The following is a 17539-nucleotide window of genomic DNA, read 5'->3' as shown; positions in this document are numbered from 1 at the left end:
AAGTTACAGTGCTTACAGCCGGCTTCGAGTACCCATTGCCATCCCAATAGCGAATTCACAAATCATTGTTATTCATATATATTATAGGATAATATCTGCTTCGCGCGATATAAAAAATATTTTCATGTTTTCCAAACCAAAAATTTAGTCGATCGTTAAATCCATTATAGTTCAAAAAAACATTCAAACAATACAATTCTTTGACCATGAAAAACGCATCTATTGCTCTGCCTTTCTTCGCTCTCTGTGCTTCTTTGTCTTTGTCGAGCTGCTCAAAAGAGTCGGAAGAAATTGTTCCCGCCGGCGTCACCACCGAAAGCGCCAGCAACTCCACAAAGTCCAGACCTCTACCCTGTGACGACTTCGATTATCACATGGACGTGACCGGTAATGGCAACCGCTGCTGGCGCCAAGATGTAGTCCGGACTGATTACATGACCCGAACCCTTCTTGACCTTAACTACGAAGTTTATATGACGCAAACGAAATACACTATTACCCCGTCGGGAATCGAAACCTCGGTGTGGGAGGGCGTAATCCCCAACAACAATGACATTCCGAAATCGAAAAAGGTCTTCAAGACCAACATCTGGAATGAGTGCGGCAAATACTACGACTCGGAATGTGAGAAATTTGCTAATGGCAAAATGGTGCTGACGCTGGTGCACAAACAGAACGACAGCCGCGACAAACAGCACTAACTGGCTTCTCTGGCCAACAAAAAAGCCGCCTGCAGTTATGCAGCGCGGCTTTTTTGTTGGCCATAATTCTTCACATCAGGTGTAAGGGTCAGCCTTCCTCAGCTTACTCAGCTTTACTGTTTCGTTAGGCGGTGATAGGAAACGCCATATTTGTGCACCACGCGTAATTGGTAGACCCCAGCCGGCCAGGAATCGATACGCACCTCAACAACACCGGGCTCTATTAGCCGGGCGGTCAGGGCCTGCGAGCGTCCTAGCAGGTCCGTTGCGGCTACTTGGGAGGAGCTTAACAGCTCGGCTGAACATACGGCAACAATGTTCTGAGCCGGATTGGGATAAATATTCACCTGGGACTGAACCCCAGTGCCCGGCCTAGTGGACAGCGCAACACTGAGCTGGCTAAGGCGGTAGCGGCGCAAAAAGCGCCACACCTCCCGGCTGGCGTTGATGTCGCGGTTGGTAACACCGATGCTGACCGGAGCACCCGGCCAGGTGTGGCCGCCGTCGAGGATCTTGTAGTGCTCGACTACGCTACCGTTGCGTCCCCCACTATACACGTAGCGCTCGGCTGTGCTGCCGTCGGTGGTGTTGGTATTGGGCACGGCCGTCACGACTGGTGTAGGAGAGCAGCCGTTGAAACGGACCCAGTAGTCGAGGACCGACGGAATGGGCACAAACAGGATATTGCCATTGTAAGGCACCGTGTTGTCGGCCGTGCCGTGGATTTCCATTACGGGCACCGGATGCTGGGGCGTGCAGGCATTAAGCCGGCTTTGCACCATGCTGCCCGTAACCGAGCCAATAGCGGCCACGCGGTTGCTGAGCTTGCAGGCCAGCTCGTAGCTCATAAAGCCGCCGTTGCTCATACCGGTGCTGTACACCCGGTCCGCGTCGATGGAGTAGCGGGCTTGCAGGCTGGTAAGCAAGTCGGAGAGAAACGCTACATCATCGACGCCCCCGGCGGTAGGTGCCGTGAAGGTGTTCCAGTTGCGGTTGCCAGCAGCATCAACGGTACCGTTGGGGTGCACGATAAGAAAATTGGCCGTGTCGGCAATGGGCCGGAAGTCGCCGTATGCTTCTTGCTCCAGATTATTAGAGCCGTAGCCATGCAGATTGAAGAGCAGCGGCACGGCCTTGCCGGGCGAGTAGGCGGCTGGCACGTACAGCCGGTATTCGCGCGTGATACCGCCGCTGACGATGGTGCCCGTCACAGTGCTTTGGGCCCGCACGGCCGCTGGCAGCAGCAGTAGCAGTAGCAATACCAAGGATCGGAGTAGAGTTTTCATAGGATACCAGGAGTAGACAGGAGTAAAAAGAACAACAGACTAAGAGTAGTACGCAGTAACTGCCGCTGGTGGCACTCCAAAGCCTTTGTGTTTACTCCCTTACCCTACCGGCCTACCCTCCCGCTCTATTCCATAAGCTCGGCGGCAGATATCAAGTACGTCAGCAAAAACCGCGGCGGCCAAGGCGCTCTACCCAGCAGTTTGCCAGTGCGGGGCTGTTGACAGATGTGCCTATTTCCCCAAACGGCGGCCACCCACTACTCGCTCCCGTCCAGCAGTTGCTGCATCTTCTTGGCGTCGCCGACGCCCACGCCCCCAATGCCGTTGTTGAAAAACAGATACACCTGCTCCAGCTTAGGAATGGCGGCTATTTCATCGGCAATGCGCTGCAAGAACTCCCGACTGTACTCCGATTTGTACAACTCGGGCACGCCGTGGAAGCGGTAGTAGAGCAGGTTGGTGGTGGCCACGGCCTCGTCGGGCAGGGGCAGCGGGTGGCTCTGGCTCACGAAGGAAACCTTGTGCCGGCTTAGCTGCTGAAACACCTCCCCTTCCCACCAGCTCGGGTGGCGAAACTCCACTACGTTCTCAAAACCGGGGTCCAGATTATCAATCAGGCGATGAAAGAGCTCCTCGGTATACGCAGCTTTGGGCGGCAGCTGAAACAAGACGGGCCCGAGCTTGTCCTGCAGCCCTTCCCGGATGGTGGCGTAGAACTCGGCCAGAATCGGCTCGGCTTCGGCGTTGAATTTCTTGTAGTGCGTCACCTGCCGCGGGGCTTTCACGGCAAACCGAAATCCGGGCGGGCTCTGCTGGTAGAGCTTCTCGAAGAAACTCAGCTCCGGCATCCGGTAGAAAGTCACGTTCAATTCCAGGGTATTGAAATGGGTGCAGTAGTACTCAAACCACTTGCGCGGGGGTACGTCGGGCGGGTAGAACATGCCTTTCCAGTCACGGAAGGAAAAGCCGGAGCAGCCAATGTAGGTAGTAGGCATGGAGTAGAGTTGGGGTAGAACTGGATTCTACGGAGCTGTCGGGGCTTTCTGCGGCTTGAGCGGGAAAAATACGCGGGGCGTGCAAGCTGCCATTGGGCAACCACTGCGTTACTTGGCGCAAAACTGTACAAGTATTTTCCAACAGTGGATAATACTTGCACACTACTCCCGGCCGAGGAGCTTCGAGCAGAGGCACTTAGGTGGGCAGCGGCGGCAAGGCTTACCGAAGTTGCCTTGGCAGAATTTCCTGGCTGATATTCAGTATATTAGATATACCAAACCTGGCCCGGCCAAGATCGGGTCAAACTATGCTGCCCATGAAACCCGTCCTGCTGCTTTTGCTGGCTCTGAGTGGTTTGCTTAGTGCGGCCTGCCGCCAAACCAGCTCTTCTACGCCCTCTCAAGCCGAAATCAACGCCATTGGCCTTAAGCGGGGGAGCATCACCATGTGCGGCCCAGCTACCGGCCCGCAGCTGGGCACGGCGGCTTTCGGCACGTCCTGCCCGTCCGCTGTGCAGCCCGATTTCAACCTGGCCCTGAGCCTGCTTCACTCCTTCGAGTACGACGAGGCCGAGAAAGTCTTTGCCCGCGTCATTGCCCAAGAGCCAGCCTGCGCCATGGCCTACTGGGGCGTAGCTATGAGCTGCTACCACCCGCTCTGGACCCCGCCCAGCCCCGCGGAGCTGACGAAAGGCGCCAAAGCCATAGCCCTGGCCCAGCGCCTACCGGGCAAATCGGCCCGCGAAACCGCCTACATTCAGGCTCTGGCCACCTTTTACCAAGACTGGGAACGAGTAGAGCACAAAACCCGGGCGCTACGGTTTGAGCAGGCTATGGCCACCGTTTACGCCGAGTATCCGCAGGACCACGAGGCCACCATTTTCTACGCCCTGGCCCTGGACGCCGCGGCCGACCCAACCGACAAGTCCTTTGTGAAGCAGAAGAAAGCCGGGGCCCTGCTACAGGGTCTGTACCCCGGGCAGCCCAATCACCCCGGCATTCTGCACTATCTTATCCACACGTATGATTACCCCGAGCTGGCCCGGCTGGCTTTGCCAGCGGCCCGACAGTATGCGTCGGTGGCGCCTTCCTCGGCCCACGCCTTGCACATGCCTTCCCATATTTTCACCCGCCTGGGCCTCTGGGATGAGTGTATAGCCTCCAACCTGGCCGCAACGGAGTCGGCCAGGTGCTACGCGGCCAGCGCGGGCCTGCCCGGACACTGGGACGAAGAACTCCACGGCCTCGACTACCTGATGTACGCCTACCTGCAGCAAGGCAAAACCCAGTTGGCCCGGGCCCAGTGGCACTATCTGGACACAATTCGGCAGGTGTCGCCGGTGAATTTTAAGGTGGCCTACGCCTACGCTGCCATTCCGGCCCGCTACGTGCTCGAAAACCGCCTGTGGAAGGAAGCGGCCCGCCTGCCCCCACGCCCGGGCCACCTCAACTGGGAGCAGTATCCCTGGCAGGCCGGCATCATCCACTTTGCCCGGGCCCTAGGTCAGGCCCACCTCGGGCAGCCTGATTCGGCCCGCCGGGAAGTAGCCACTCTGCGCGGTCTGCAAGAAGCGCTGCTGCAGCAAAAAGACCCCTACAAAGCCACCCAGGTTCAGATTCAGCTGCTGGCAGCCGAAGCCTGGACCCTGCTGGCCCAAGGGAAAGCGGAGGCGGCCGAGCAGCGCATGCGCCAAGCCGCCAACCTGGAGGACCGCACCGAAAAGCATCCCGTGACGCCCGGCGAGGTGCTGCCTGCCCGGGAGCTGCTGGCCGATATGCTGCTACAGCTTCACCGCCCCCAGGAAGCCCTGGGCGCTTACGAAGCCAACCTGACCCGGCACCCCAACCGCCTCAATGGACTGCGGGGCGCCGCTAAGGCCGCGGCACAGAGTGGAGAAACAGTAGAGGCGGCGCGCTACCAACAGCAGCTGCGCAAGTTGGCTACTGTGGCCCTCAATCCCGAAGCGGCAGTGGCGCACCTTTCTTTGTATCGCAGGCCCTAACCGAAGGGGCAGTTCTATTCACCGCGCCAAGACACTACATTCGCCACGCAACCGTGCTACTCTATCCAACGGCGCTGAATTTGATGCTGTATAGCACCTTATCAGTAGCGGAGAAGTCCTAGCGTGGTGACTCATTATACTATGGCTAACGCAGACGTTGGCTGAACTTCCACAACCATGACCCAAACTAGTACCCCAAAGTGCCTGCTGGTATTCTTCCTTTTTCTTCTTCTAAGCAGCTTCTCAGCGAAGGCACAAATCAGCCATCCTAAAATCGACAGCCTGATAAATGCTTACGTTTCTATTAACAAATTCAATGGCTCGGCGCTGGTCGTAAAGGATGGCAAAAAGATTTACGAAAAAAGCTTCGGTTATCGGAATGCAGCCACCAAAAGTCTGAATAGCGCTAATAGCATATTCCCAATTGGCTCATTATCCAAATCCTTTACCGCCTTAGTTGTCTTAAAGCTTGTCGAAGAGAAAAAACTAGCTATTGATGACCCGATCAGCAACTATATTCCGGCCTACCCCCGGGGAAGTGAAATTCTAATCCGGCACCTTCTCTCCAACAGTTCCGGCATCTACGAAATATTCAGGGACCCGGAATACGTTAAACAACTAAACACCAACAATACGTTTAGTCGTGAAGAGTTAATGGCTTTTTTCAAAAACAAGCCGTTAGACTTCGAGCCCGGCAGTCAGTTTAGCTACTCTAACTCGGGCTTTGATTTATTAGGCATCATTATCGAAAAAGTCACGGGGTCTTCCTACTCAGACGCGGTAAGCAAGTATATATTTAAGCCCCTGAGAATGAACAACAGCGGCTTCGACTTTAAGAGTTTAAAAAACGCTAATAAAGTGGTGCAATACTCCTTTATATCGAAAACAAGACAAGCTGAAACCAAGCCCTGGAACCCGAGTCTAAACTTTTCATCCGGGGGCCTGTATAGCACCACGGATGATCTGCTTAAGTTCTACCAAGGACTAAGCAGCTTCAAAATAGTTTCCAGAGAAACATTCAGTCAGGCTACCACACCCTTCCGGGGGCACTATGGCTACGGTTGGTTTATCGACGACATACACGGTAACAGGGTAATCAATCATGGCGGAAATGTAGAAGGCGCCACCAGCTATTTTCTGCTGATGCCCGAGCATAAGATAGGCATCATCCTATTGAATAATATTACGTCAACCTCGTTGGAAAAAATAGGCAATTCGATGTATGCGGCTTTGCAAAATATGCCCTACAGCCTCCCTAAGCCCAAGAAAGGAATTGAGTTAACCGAAACCACCTTGCTAAGGTACACGGGCACCTTCGAAGTATCGGAAAGCTACAAAGTGAAAATCTACGAGGACGCGCACCGGCTTTTTCTACAAGTTAATGATGCTAGCGGAGTACCGCTGTCGGCTGAAAAAGAAGGCATTTTCTTCGTTAACGACGACGATATTGTGCTCGAGTTTATTTCCAAAGATGACAAAGTCATTCAATTGAAGATTAAACAAGGGTTATCAACAAAAGTAGCTGACAAAATAGGGTAAAGACTGCTCGGACTGTGCTCTAAATATCCTAACTTCTCTGCTCTGATGGTAGCGCAATTCAGCCCTCCAGGCACGCCCTACTCTCCTTACCCTAACTGCCCTCCTATGACCGATACGTGGACGAACCGGTGGAATGAGCGCTACAGCGCCGAAGCCTTTGCTTACGGTGAACAGCCCAACCAGTATTTCCAACAGCAACTTGATACGCTACCCGCGGGGCAGCTTCTGTTGCCGGCTGAGGGCGAGGGCCGCAATGCCGTGTATGCCGCTACCCGGGGCTGGCAGGTTTCGGCCTTCGATATCAGTAGCGCCGGACAGAAAAAAGCCCTCCATCTGGCTGGCACCCGGGGAGTAACCATTGACTATCAGGTTGGGGAGCTAGAGGCCCTGCAGTTTACTCCCGGCCAGTTTGATGCTCTTGCCCTTATTTACGCTCATTTCCCGGCCAGCATCAAATCCGCTTACCATCGGCAGCTGAGCGGCTATTTGCGCACCGGGGGCCTGCTTATTTTCGAGGCGTTCAGCAAAAACCACCTGGCCTACCTGGCCCGCAATGAGAAAGTCGGCGGACCGAAGGATGTTGAGTCGCTATTCTCCCTGGAAGAAATACGCACCGACTTTGCCGAATACGACTTTATCGAGCTGGCCGAAACCGAAATCGAGCTGACGGAAGGCCTGTACCATAACGGCCTGGGGTCCGTTATCCGCTGCGTGGCCCGGAAGAAATAACCAGATTCAGCCCAGCCGGTACTCCTGACAGTCCGGCAACCTGCCCTGCACAGCCGCAACCATGTGCTGGAACTGCGCTAGGTGTTAACTTATCCTAAACTTGCACATTCAAAAGAAGATCAATAATGGGGATGATAACGTGTCCGATTCATGGATTATCAGGTTTTTATGAAGTATGCGAGCATCTTCGCAGAGATTTCAATAAGGAGATTATACCGGAGAGAAGATATTTACCAGTGTATGCCGCCCAATTATGCATCGAGTGCTATAGCAAAAATAATGTCAAAGGAATTCCAGACTTAACTATTGATGAAGCCTTATCACTTCCCGAAGCAGAGCAGCTTATACTAGAAGATAGAATATATGCCGTATATAATGCTATAAACAGAAAGAGTATATGCGCAAAATGTTTTAGTCAAGTTCAAGTAATTGACGCAAAAAGAACCGGGAAAAATCTACCTTTTGAGCCATTTGAAAACACCTTAATGTATAAAGACAGTAATATACTAAATGAGTTAAAAACTCAACTGAACGAAAATTTTCATTTCACCAAAATCACAAATCCCGCAACAGGACAATCCGAGAGTACTTGGGGCGTCTTTAGTGGAGACATTACCAAGCCACTTTCAATATATTTTTATTATATAGCAAAAAGAGAAGAGCAAGACAGGATACTCAACTTCATAGATAGGTTCTTTGAGAACATAACTCAAAAACAGCGTAAGGTTACATTTTACGAAGCAAAAAACTGGATCGTTGAAGAGAGACCTAATGGAACAAGTGTAACTAAAGGCGAGGAAAAAGTGCTTTTAGAAGTACTAGTCAAATAAAATTATTGACGGTGCTGATAACTCCTCCCCCTGCTTAAAACAAAAACGCCCCGAAGCCACTCAGGCTCCGGGGCATTTTTGGTACCACTTCAGCTGCTTACAACAGTAGCTTATCAATCGAAACGGGCAGGTTGCGGATGCGCTTACCGGTGGCGTGGTAAGCGGCGTTGGCTACAGCGGCGGCCACGCCCAGCAGGCCTACTTCGCCCAGGCCTTTGATGCCCAGCGGGTTCACCTTGTCGTCTTCCTCCTCCACGAAAATCACGTCGATGTCGTGAATGTCAGCGTGCACGGGAATGTGGTATTCGGAGTAGTTATGGTTCATGTAGCGGCCAAAGCCGTGGTCCATCACGCTTTCCTCCATCAGGGCCATGCTGATGCCCCACACCACCGAGCCCAGGACCTGACTGCGGGCCGTTTTGGGGTTCAGGATGCGGCCGGCGGCCACGGCGTTTACCACGCGCGTCACGTGCAAAGTGCCCAGCTCAGGATCAACTTTCACTTCCACAAACACCGCGTTGTGAGCGTGCAGCGAGTTTTTGAGCTGATTGATGGGGTTCGGCAGCATCGTGTTTTCGGCTTCCAGCTTGTCCTTGCCATTAGCGGGCAGAATGTCGCGGATAACGACGGCCTGGGTGATGTCGGCGTTGAGGCGAATCTGGCCGTTGACAAACTCCACGTCTTCGTAGCTGGCACCTTTCAGCGGGCTGTCTTCCATCTTCTGAGCTAGCTTGAGCAGCTGTTCACCCAGTTTGTCGCACACCTGCTTCACGGCGTTGCCGACGGAGGCGGCTGTCCAGGAACCGCCTTGCAGCGGGGCCTCGGGCTGGTTGGTGTCGCCGAGCTTGAAGGTCACGGCCTCCAGAGGCAAGCCCAGGGTTTGGGCCGCAATCTGGGTCATGATGGTGTAGGTGCCCGTACCGATGTCGTTCGAGCCGCTGAGCACAGTCAGGTGGCCATCGGCGGAGAGAGAGGCACTAGCGGCGCACTTCTGGATGCTGGCATCCCAAACGCCGGTAGCCACGCCCCAGCCCACGAGCAGGTCACCGTCGCGCATGGAGCGGGGCTCCGGGTTGCGCTTTTCCCAGCCGAATTTGGCGGCACCCTCGTGGTAGCACTCGCGCAGCTTCTTGCTCGAAAATTCCCGCTTCAGGTTCTGGTCTATTTCAGCATAGTTGCGCAGGCGGAATTCCAGCGGGTCGAGGCCAGCCTCGTAGGCCATTTCGTCCATGGCGCATTCCAGGGCAAACGAGCCGGTGGCGGCGCCCGGGGCCCGCATATCCTGGGGCGTAGCCACGTCGATTTTGGCCAGCTGGTAGGTCAGCTTCACGTTGTCGCACTGGTAGAGCATGCCCGACCAGTTCACCACGTTTTCGGTGTAGTCCTCATACTGCGACGTCTCATGCAGGGCGTGGTGGTGCAGGGCCGCCAGCGAGCCGTCGGGGTTGGTACCCAGCTCGACATACTGCAGCGTGTGGGGGCGGTGGCCCATGCTGAACATCTGCTGCCGCGTCATCGATACGCGCACCGAGCGTTTGAGCTCCAAAGCGGCCAGTACGGCCATAAACAGCTGGTACTGGGGCCGCAGGCCCGAGCCAAAGCCGCCGCCGGTGTATTGCGACACTACGTGGGCTTCGTCCTTGTTGAGCCCAAACACCTTCATGACGTACTGCTGGGAGTTGAAGGCACCCTGGGTTTTGTCGTAGATGTTGAGCTTTTTGTCACCGAGAAATTCTACCGTGGAGGCAAACATTTCCATCGGGTTGTGGTGCTGGGCCAAATGGATATACTCGCCCTCGATGCGGTGAGCCGCGTTTTTGAGCTCCGAGTCGGGGTTGCCGCGGGGTTTGGGTGGGGGCACCCAGCCCGTTTTGCCCCGGCCGGGCTCAAAGCCGTCGTCGCGCTTGGTTTCCAGGTCAGTGTCGTGCTTTTCCACGTCGTAGTCGACGCGGAGCAGGCTGGCGGCGTAGCGGGCTACTTCGAAGGTTTCGGCTACGACCAGGGCCACGGGCTGCTGGCTGTATTTCACCTCATTGCCCTGCAGGGGCCGGAACGGCGAGCCGCCGGGGGCCACGTCGTCTTTGTAGCTGCGGTCAAACCAAGCCAGCGTAGGCACGTTTTCGTGGGAGAAAACGTGCAGCACACCCGGAATAGCCAAAACCTCGTCGGCGTATATCTTGGTAATTTTGCCTTTGGCAATTGAGCTGCTCACGATGTGGCCGTAGGCCAGGTTGGGCACGTTGAACTCAGCGGCGTACTTGGCCGCGCCCGTTACTTTAGCCGGCCCATCGACGCGGTTGACGGGTTTGCCGATATAGTTGGTCGTGCTCATGGATTCGAGTTGGTAAAGATGTCGGACGCTTGCTGGGTGCCTTCGGCGGCCTGCTTCAGAGCCCGCACAATGGCGCGCTTGGCTAGCTCAATCTTAAACGTGTTGTGGCCGTAGCCCTGGGCGGTTGCAACCATGGCCGCGGCAGCCCGGCGGAACGTGTCTTCCGTGGCGGGCTGACCTTGGAGCATGGCTTCGACCTGCTGGTCGCGCCAGGGCTTGTGGGCCACACCGCCCAGGGCCAGGCGGGCTTCCTTGATGGTATTGCCGTCGAGCTGTAAAGCCGCTGCCACCGATACCAGCGCAAAGGCGTAGGATTGCCGGTCGCGCAGCTTGAGGTAGCTGAAATGCTGGCTAAAGTCCTCGTTGGGCAAATCAATGGCCGTCACGATTTCGTCGGGGGCCAGGGTAGTATCCAGCTCAGGTTTATCCTCGGGCAGGCGGTGAAAGTCCTCGAACTTCACCGTCCGCTCGCCGTTGGGGCCGGTTACCTGCACCGTGGCATTCAGCGCGGCTAGGCCGATGCACATATCCGACGGGTGCGTAGCAATGCAGCTTTCCGAGGTACCCAGAATGGCGTGAATCCGGTTGTAGCCGCCGATGGCCGAGCAGCCCGAGCCGGGCTCCCGCTTGTTGCAGGGCGTGGCCAGGTCGTAGAAATAGTAGCAGCGGGTGCGCTGAAACAGGTTGCCCCCGTTGGTGGCCATGTTGCGCAGCTGGGGCGAGGCTCCGGCCAGAATAGCTTGGTTCAGCAAAGGGTAGCGCTGCTTGACCTGCTCGTCCCAGGCTGTTTCGGCGTTGGTTGCCAAAGCGCCCAGACGCAAGCCGCCGTCGGGAGCGGCTTCAATGGACTTTAGCGGCAAATGGTTGAGGTCGAGAAGGCGCGAGGGCCGCTCGACGTTTTCCTTCATCAAGTCCAGCAGGTTGGTGCCGCCGGCAATGAATTTGACGCCCTCGTCAGCCGCCTTTTCCCGGACGGCCGCTTCCACGCCGGTGGCGCGGGTATAAGTGAAACTGTTCATCAGGTGAGATGGTGAAATAGTGAAATGGTGAGTTATTGTTCTGCTGGTGCGGAATGGTGAGGCCTAAACAGCAACTCACCATTCCGCACCAGCTCACTATTTCACCGTGGCTGATTCAGCACTTCTTCAATGGCCGACACGATGTTGGTATAGGCCCCGCAGCGGCAGAGGTTGCCGCTCATCAGCTCCCGGATTTCAGCCGTGGTTTTAGCCTTGCCCTCGGTGAGCATGCCTACGGCTGAACAGATCTGGCCGGGCGTGCAGTAGCCGCACTGGAAGGCGTCATGGTCGACGAAGGCCTGCTGCAACGGATGCAGGTTTTCCTCGGTGCCCAGGCCCTCAATGGTGGTTATTTCGGCGCCTTCCTTCATCACGGCCAGGGTCAGGCAGGAATTGATACGCTTACCGTCGACGAGTACGGTGCAGGCCCCGCACTGGCCATGGTCACAGCCTTTTTTGGTGCCAGTCAGGTCGAGATACTCGCGCAGGGCGTCGAGCAGGCTGGTCCAGGGCGCAATTTCCAGCTGCCGTTCCACACCGTTGATTTTTAGCGTGACGGTACCCGTTGGTGGTAGGGCAATAGCCGGATTGCCCAAGGGTGCTTGGGTGGTGGTAGTACTCATAAAGTGGCGCGGATAAATGAGGTGAAAGAATAGAGCCAAACGGGGGCGTGCGAACCGGCCGCCTGAAGGCAGCTGATACCATTCGCAAAAGCAAAACCCTGGTGTGCTTACGCCCGGAGCTCAACCAGTGTTTGGGCTACCGAGCTTCTTTTTAAGGCTTTTATCTTATTTATAATGATTATAGTTAAAAGTTGCCTACCCGGATTTCCTTTATAAAAAGTAGTGGGTGCGGGCTTACAACCCGGGGCAAGACCAAGCGCGGCCGTGGCTTCTTCCCGATGACGGGAATGCAACTAAGCCGGCGGCGGCCAGTAAACGGGAAGCAGTGCCCGCCCATCGGCAGGGTGCTTTCCACGCAACCTGGGCTTCTTATGTCTACCATTGTTACGCTTACTTTGAACCCGGCCGTCGACAAAAGCACGACAGCCGACCAGATTATTCCCGACCAGAAAATCCGCTGTGCCGCGCCCAAGTTTGAGCCCGGAGGTGGCGGCATCAACGTTTCAAGAGCCCTGAAGCGGCTGGATACCGACTCGCTGGCCGTCTTTCCGGTGGGCGGCCCCAGTGGCACGGTGCTGCGCGAGCTGCTCACCCAGGAGCAAATCCGGCAGGCCCCGGTGGAAATGGCCAGCCGCACCCGCGAGAATTTTATTGTGGTGGATGCAGCCAGCGGGCAGCAATACCGCTTTGGTATGCCGGGCACGGCTCTCACTGCCGAGGAGCAGCACCAGATCCTGCAAACCCTGAAGCACATCAACCAGATTCCGGAGTTTCTGGTCATCAGCGGCAGCCTGCCGCCGGGTGTCGAGCCTGAGTTTGTGGTCAAAGTAGTGCGGGCGGCCAAGGAGCGCGGGGTGAAAGTGGTAATCGACACCTCCGGGCCGGCCCTGCACCGCGTGCTGGAGGAAGGCGTGTACCTGGCCAAGCCCAACGTGGGAGAGCTCAGCAAAATGGCCGGCGTCGATGAGCTCGACAACGAAGCCGTAGCCGAAGCCGCTCACCGGCTCGTGCGCGAGGGCAAGTGCGAAATCGTGGTGGTGTCGCTGGGGGCGCAGGGCGCCTGCGTGGTGACCAAGGACTTGATCGACCATGTGCCGGCCCCGGCCGTGAAGCGGCGCAGCACCGTGGGCGCCGGCGACAGTATGGTAGCCGGCCTGGTATACGGGCTGAGCACCGGCCTCTCGGTGCGCGAAGTGGTGCGGCTGGGCGTGGCCTGCGGTTCAGCAGCCACTATGAACCCCGGCACCGAGCTGTTTCGCCGCGAAGACGTGGACAAGCTCTACCGGTGGCTGCTGCAGACCATGCCCGCCGCCGCGGCCTAGCGTGGTCGGGTTTTTCTCTTTCCTTTTCGACTATAGGCCCTTGCTAAGGTCGAGCCTTTCGCCAGGGCCTATTCGCGTATTCTCTACTAATACCTATGCACTCTGTCAAGTCAAAATTCCACGACATTGAGCTGATTCACTACGGCTGTGTTGAGCCTAACAATGGGCGCATGCTCTGGGAAGTAGATCTAAAAATCAATGGGGAGCTGGTAACTAAAAAGTATTTCGGGGGCTGGAACTACACGGATATGGCCGAAAAGTACGAGCCTGATTCTCCGGACGGCCGCTTTTTCTTTATTCCCGAAGAAGGCGGGGGCTTCGTGTTAGATACTCTCCATAATTTCCAGCCCATCGGTATTTCGTGTCAAGGGCCCAGCGCGGCCACGTTTCGGGGCAACGTCTACTCGGAAAAATACCTGTTCCTGGTGCATACCCGCGAGGTTATCCTCTTCGACCTGACCACGCTGACCCAGAGAAGGCTGGCTTTTCCGGAGCTGAGCATCCGTTGGATCAGGCCGCTCGACGCCACCCGGTTTGAGCTGCTCTACCGCGACTCCGACACCCGGCAGGAAACCACCCGGTTGGTAGTGCTCTAACCGAACTGCGGCGCGTTTTTGCGCGTTAGTTCCTAACTTACCGTAGTCTTAAGAACTTTTTCCGCATGCCTTCCGCCTTGTCGACGCCGACCGAAACCCGAATGCTCACCCGCAAAGACATAGAAGCGCGGGCCCAGGCCGTGTTGCAGCAGGTCAATGGCGCCGGCACCTTGCCCATCGACCCGGTAAACCTGGCCCAGCAGCACGGCATTACTGTGCACAACGCCGAGTTTGCCCAGGACAACCTCTCGGGCATGATAACCAAACAAAGTAGCGGCACGATCATCCTGGTGAAAGGCTCCGACCCAGCTAGCCGTAAGCGTTTCACCATTGCCCACGAACTGGCCCACCACTTCCTACACCTTACCCAGGCCGACGGTTCCTTCGTCGATAACACCATCAACCTGTTTCGGGAGCAGTTTACGGACCACGCCCCGGACGCCGACCGGGCCCGCGAAATTGAGGCTAACCGCTTTGCCGCTGCCCTGCTTATGCCCGAACCGCTGATGCGCCGCGAGTTTGCCCACAACCCCGACATCGACTATCTGGCCTGGCGCTTTGGCGTGTCGGAGCAGGCCATGGGCTACCGCATTGCGGAATTAGGTCTGCGCTAACGATGCAGGATCTGCTGCAAGCCCTCCCCCCGAACTGCGCAACCAGGTAGCCGCCGTGGGTGAGCAGGTAAATCCCGGCGAGTTAGAATCCTTTGAGCGCGTAACCCGGGCCCGCGACCAGAGCTACAAGCTCCAGACCCTGGTTACGGCCTGGAAACAGCAACACGAGGCTGAGCGCAGTCTGCGCCAGAAAGTAGCTTGGTGCATCTTGGGCGCTCTGGCTTTTCAGATTCTGCTGGTTAATACCTGCTTCTTCCTTATCGGCTTCAACGTGCTGCACGTCGACGCGGATTTGTCGAAGATCTTCGTGCTGGCCGTTTTTGCCGAAATCGTTTCCATGGTGCTCATCGTGCTGCGCTACCTGTTTCCGCAAGTAGGCACTGAGTTTCTTCAGCTTATCAAAGAATTGTAGGGCTAGTAGGGCTTTGGCTTAATTTAGGATAATTCTTATCCTTGCTATAATACCCACTGGCAAATCATCCAGTATTATATATAAAAAACAACATTATTTATTAAATTTTAACACCATCGTAAACCTATGGTAATCAAAATTTTACTTAATTGCTAAAACCATTAATCTAACTAAAATTAAATTTATTGTTTACCTATATAATGAAGATTTACTATTAGGTTTGTCGGATATAAGCCTTTTCATTTTTCCGATAAGGCGTTGCCATTCTACTGCTTACCTAATGAAAACATCTTCTCTACTCAAATCAGGGCTTCTGCTTACGGTTCTGCTTGATGCCAAAGCCAGCCAGGCACTTGAGCTGCCCGCGCCCCGTACTGTGGCCGCACCGGCCAAGGCTAGCTTACGCGCTGCTAGCGTGGATGTAACGACCACCCTGACCGGCCCCACCACCTTGGGTGCCGGTGTATCGTCGGGCACGTACACGGTCACGTTCAGCAACAGCGGCCCCGGGGATGCTTTCGACGTAACGCAGCGAGTGGCTCTGCCGGCTGGCTCCAGCCTGACGGCGGCCCAACGAGCCGCCCTGCCCGGCACTGCCACCTACGACGCCACCACCAACATCATCGACTTTGGCTCGACGGTACTGGCCAATAACGGCTCCAAAACGTACACGTTCAGCTTCACAGTCCCGACTACTCAGGGCAGCAGCTTTCTGACCAGCACGGTCGGCACCAGCTCCAACCAGGCTTCCAACAAGGATGCCGACCAGGACCGGCTAAACGTGACCATCACGGCCGGCAACTTCTTTGTAACCAACGAGGACAGCAACGAAGTACCTGCCAACGGCACCAAGACGGGCAATATTATTCTGAACGACCCGAACCCGGCCAACCTACCCAACAGCAGCTTCAACGTGCAGCTGGTCACCGGCCCGGCGCACGGCGCTCTGACGCTGAACTCCGACGGCAGCTACAGCTATACTCCCGTGGCCGGCTACCTGGGGCCCGACAGCTTTACCTACCTGGTCAACGTGCCCTCGACGACGCCCCCCAATTCGAACGTGTCGTTGGTGTCGCTGAACGTGTATGACGCCAGCCTGGTGTGCCTGAGCGGCACGGGCACGAACCTGCTGAAAAACCCGAGCTTCACGGACGGCAACACCGGCTTTACCTCGGCCTACGGCTACGCTGGTACGGGCGCTACCAGCCTGCAGCCCGAGGGCAAGTATATGGTGGGTACGGAAGCCGCCAACTACCACAACAACTTTTCGGGCCACGGCCGCACCGGGGCCGGCGACAATTTCATGATGGTAAACGGCTCGGCCGACTTGAGCATCGTGTACTCGCAGACCGTGACAGTGCAGCCCAACCGTTACTACACCTTCTCGGCGTATGCTTCGAGCGTAAATACCGGCAACCCGGCCCAGCTTGGCTTCGTGATTAATGGCAAGTCTACGTCGTCGGTGACCACGCTGACAACCGAAGCCAACGTCTTCACCCGCATTTCCGACCTGTGGTTTTCGGGCAGCAACACTTCGGCCGTTATTGAAATCCGGGATGTAAACAAGGTAGCCAGCGGCAACGACTTCGGCCTAGACGACATCTACATCGGCACCTGCGCCGTGTCGCTGGTGGTGAACAACGTGCGCAACGCCAAAATGTATAATAAGTCCGAAGCCCTTAGCATTTCTCCCATGAGTGCGACGGTGTCGAGTGGACCGGCGGTGGGCAGCTTCACCATTCAAACCCTGCCTAACCCCGCCAGCGGCGTTTTGTACCTCAACGGCGACGCCGTGCTGCCGGGTCAGGTTATTCCGCTCGACCAGGCCGACAAGCTGAGCTTTGACCCAGCCGACGGCTACGTGGGCAACGCCACGTTCACCTACAGTGGCACCGACACCAGCGGCTCGGGCAGCAACAACACGGCCACGTTCACCATCCCGGTCGAAAGTGCCCCGCTGCCCGTAGAGCTCACCGCATTTGCTGCTCGCCGCGTCGGCAACTTCGACGCCCAGCTTACCTGGCGCACCGCTCAGGAGCTGCACAACGACCATTTCGAGGTGGAGCGCAGCTTTGATAAGGAAGGCTTCACGGTGGTGGCTTCCGTTGCCGGCCAAGGCACCACGACCAGCCCCACCAGCTACACCCATACCGACCGGAACGCGGCCAACCTGGGCCGGACCGTATACTACCGCCTGCGCCAGGTCGACGAGGATGGCAGCACGTCTTACTCGCCTGTACGTACGGTAATCTTCGAAGGCCCGCAAACACTGAACGTGTACCCCAACCCTACCAGCGGCTCGTCTACGCTTGATCTGCGGGTGCTACCAGCGGGCAGCTACCAGGTAACGCTAATCGACGCCACGGGTCGGCAGGTGCTGAGCACCGCTCTGCTGGGCGGTCAGCAGCATCCGTTGCTGCTCGAAGGCCTCGCACATGGCACCTACGTGCTGGTGGTGCGCGGTAATGGGGTCAAACTTAGCCAGCACCTGGTGCGGGAATAGGCCTCACGTAGTCCTTCCAGCCATAAAAAAAGCCT

General features: G+C 56.4%; 15 protein-coding genes. 10 read left to right on the top strand and 5 right to left on the bottom strand.

The window, feature by feature from the left end; translation table 11 throughout:
* The first annotated feature begins 473 nt into the window (after positions 1 to 473).
* Positions 474 to 701, top strand: a complete 228-nt coding sequence (locus MUN80_RS08520; RefSeq protein ID WP_244722288.1) for a hypothetical protein — start codon at positions 474 to 476, stop codon at positions 699 to 701.
* A 113-nt stretch (positions 702 to 814) separates the two neighbouring features.
* Here MUN80_RS08520 and MUN80_RS08515 read toward each other — a convergent pair whose 3' ends face one another.
* Positions 815 to 1987 (bottom strand): extracellular catalytic domain type 1 short-chain-length polyhydroxyalkanoate depolymerase, encoded by a 1173-nt coding sequence (locus MUN80_RS08515; protein ID WP_244722286.1) that lies wholly within the window; start codon positions 1985 to 1987, stop codon positions 815 to 817.
* Between the two features lie 257 nt (positions 1988 to 2244).
* Positions 2245 to 2982 (bottom strand): DUF72 domain-containing protein, encoded by a 738-nt coding sequence (locus MUN80_RS08510; RefSeq protein ID WP_244722284.1) that lies wholly within the window; start codon positions 2980 to 2982, stop codon positions 2245 to 2247.
* Between the two features lie 317 nt (positions 2983 to 3299).
* Here MUN80_RS08510 and MUN80_RS08505 point away from each other — a divergent pair, with 317 nt between their 5' ends.
* From MUN80_RS08505 to MUN80_RS08490, 4 genes are all read left to right on the top strand, one after another.
* Entirely contained in the window at positions 3300 to 4985 is a 1686-nt protein-coding gene (locus tag MUN80_RS08505) for a UDP-N-acetylglucosamine--peptide N-acetylglucosaminyltransferase SPINDLY family protein (protein WP_244722281.1), read from the top strand.
* A gap of 177 nt (positions 4986 to 5162) precedes the next feature.
* On the top strand, positions 5163 to 6524 hold the full coding sequence (locus MUN80_RS08500; RefSeq protein WP_244722278.1) for a serine hydrolase domain-containing protein: 1362 nt from the start codon (positions 5163 to 5165) through the stop codon (positions 6522 to 6524).
* A 105-nt stretch (positions 6525 to 6629) separates the two neighbouring features.
* Positions 6630 to 7253, top strand: a complete 624-nt coding sequence (locus MUN80_RS08495) for a class I SAM-dependent methyltransferase (RefSeq protein ID WP_244722273.1) — start codon at positions 6630 to 6632, stop codon at positions 7251 to 7253.
* A 236-nt stretch (positions 7254 to 7489) separates the two neighbouring features.
* Positions 7490 to 8083 carry a hypothetical protein gene (locus MUN80_RS08490; protein ID WP_244722272.1) on the top strand — a complete coding sequence of 198 codons (594 nt, stop codon included), beginning with the start codon at positions 7490 to 7492 and terminating at the stop codon, positions 8081 to 8083.
* 97 nt (positions 8084 to 8180) lie between these two features.
* Here MUN80_RS08490 and MUN80_RS08485 read toward each other — a convergent pair whose 3' ends face one another.
* From MUN80_RS08485 to MUN80_RS08475, 3 genes are all read right to left on the bottom strand, one after another.
* Positions 8181 to 10415 (bottom strand): xanthine dehydrogenase family protein molybdopterin-binding subunit, encoded by a 2235-nt coding sequence (locus MUN80_RS08485; RefSeq protein WP_244722271.1) that lies wholly within the window; start codon positions 10413 to 10415, stop codon positions 8181 to 8183.
* Positions 10412 to 11434, bottom strand: coding sequence for an FAD binding domain-containing protein (locus MUN80_RS08480; protein WP_244722270.1), 1023 nt, complete (start codon positions 11432 to 11434; stop codon positions 10412 to 10414). The genes MUN80_RS08485 and MUN80_RS08480 overlap by 4 nt, the downstream gene beginning before the upstream one ends.
* 101 nt (positions 11435 to 11535) lie before the next feature.
* Positions 11536 to 12057, bottom strand: a complete 522-nt coding sequence (locus MUN80_RS08475) for a (2Fe-2S)-binding protein (protein ID WP_244722268.1) — start codon at positions 12055 to 12057, stop codon at positions 11536 to 11538.
* 371 nt (positions 12058 to 12428) lie between these two features.
* On the opposite strand from MUN80_RS08475, the gene MUN80_RS08470 reads away from it, so the two are divergent.
* From MUN80_RS08470 to MUN80_RS08450, 5 genes are all read left to right on the top strand, one after another.
* Positions 12429 to 13379 (top strand): 1-phosphofructokinase family hexose kinase, encoded by a 951-nt coding sequence (locus MUN80_RS08470; RefSeq protein WP_244722266.1) that lies wholly within the window; start codon positions 12429 to 12431, stop codon positions 13377 to 13379.
* A 95-nt stretch (positions 13380 to 13474) separates the two neighbouring features.
* Complete coding sequence (locus tag MUN80_RS08465) at positions 13475 to 13975, top strand: hypothetical protein (RefSeq protein ID WP_244722264.1); 501 nt, start codon at positions 13475 to 13477, stop codon at positions 13973 to 13975.
* 65 nt (positions 13976 to 14040) lie between these two features.
* On the top strand, positions 14041 to 14589 hold the full coding sequence (locus MUN80_RS08460; protein ID WP_244722262.1) for an ImmA/IrrE family metallo-endopeptidase: 549 nt from the start codon (positions 14041 to 14043) through the stop codon (positions 14587 to 14589).
* 55 nt (positions 14590 to 14644) lie between these two features.
* Positions 14645 to 15001 (top strand): hypothetical protein, encoded by a 357-nt coding sequence (locus MUN80_RS08455; protein ID WP_244722260.1) that lies wholly within the window; start codon positions 14645 to 14647, stop codon positions 14999 to 15001.
* Positions 15002 to 15281: 280 nt separating this feature from the next.
* The gene (locus MUN80_RS08450) at positions 15282 to 17504 is read left to right on the top strand and encodes an Ig-like domain-containing protein (protein WP_244722247.1); all 2223 of its coding nucleotides are present in this window, start codon (positions 15282 to 15284) and stop codon (positions 17502 to 17504) included.
* Positions 17505 to 17539: the final 35 nt, after the last annotated feature.

This window comes from Hymenobacter cellulosivorans (genome assembly GCF_022919135.1).
Lineage (GTDB): Bacteria > Bacteroidota > Bacteroidia > Cytophagales > Hymenobacteraceae > Hymenobacter > Hymenobacter cellulosivorans.
This window is presented reverse-complemented; position numbering and strand designations above follow the sequence as displayed.

Excerpts from the sequence above, each read along its gene's own strand:
- MUN80_RS08520 (WP_244722288.1), top strand. The coding sequence starts at position 474 with ATGACGCAAACGAAATACACTATTACCCCGTCGGGAATCGAAACCTCG.
- MUN80_RS08515 (WP_244722286.1), bottom strand. The coding sequence starts at position 1,987 with ATGAAAACTCTACTCCGATCCTTGGTATTGCTACTGCTACTGCTGCTG.
- MUN80_RS08510 (WP_244722284.1), bottom strand. The coding sequence starts at position 2,982 with ATGCCTACTACCTACATTGGCTGCTCCGGCTTTTCCTTCCGTGACTGG.
- MUN80_RS08505 (WP_244722281.1), top strand. The coding sequence starts at position 3,300 with ATGAAACCCGTCCTGCTGCTTTTGCTGGCTCTGAGTGGTTTGCTTAGT.
- MUN80_RS08500 (WP_244722278.1), top strand. The coding sequence starts at position 5,163 with ATGACCCAAACTAGTACCCCAAAGTGCCTGCTGGTATTCTTCCTTTTT.
- MUN80_RS08495 (WP_244722273.1), top strand. The coding sequence starts at position 6,630 with ATGACCGATACGTGGACGAACCGGTGGAATGAGCGCTACAGCGCCGAA.
- MUN80_RS08485 (WP_244722271.1), bottom strand. The coding sequence starts at position 10,415 with ATGAGCACGACCAACTATATCGGCAAACCCGTCAACCGCGTCGATGGG.
- MUN80_RS08480 (WP_244722270.1), bottom strand. The coding sequence starts at position 11,434 with ATGAACAGTTTCACTTATACCCGCGCCACCGGCGTGGAAGCGGCCGTC.
- MUN80_RS08475 (WP_244722268.1), bottom strand. The coding sequence starts at position 12,057 with ATGAGTACTACCACCACCCAAGCACCCTTGGGCAATCCGGCTATTGCC.
- MUN80_RS08470 (WP_244722266.1), top strand. The coding sequence starts at position 12,429 with ATGTCTACCATTGTTACGCTTACTTTGAACCCGGCCGTCGACAAAAGC.
- MUN80_RS08465 (WP_244722264.1), top strand. The coding sequence starts at position 13,475 with ATGCACTCTGTCAAGTCAAAATTCCACGACATTGAGCTGATTCACTAC.
- MUN80_RS08460 (WP_244722262.1), top strand. The coding sequence starts at position 14,041 with ATGCCTTCCGCCTTGTCGACGCCGACCGAAACCCGAATGCTCACCCGC.
- MUN80_RS08450 (WP_244722247.1), top strand. The coding sequence starts at position 15,282 with ATGAAAACATCTTCTCTACTCAAATCAGGGCTTCTGCTTACGGTTCTG.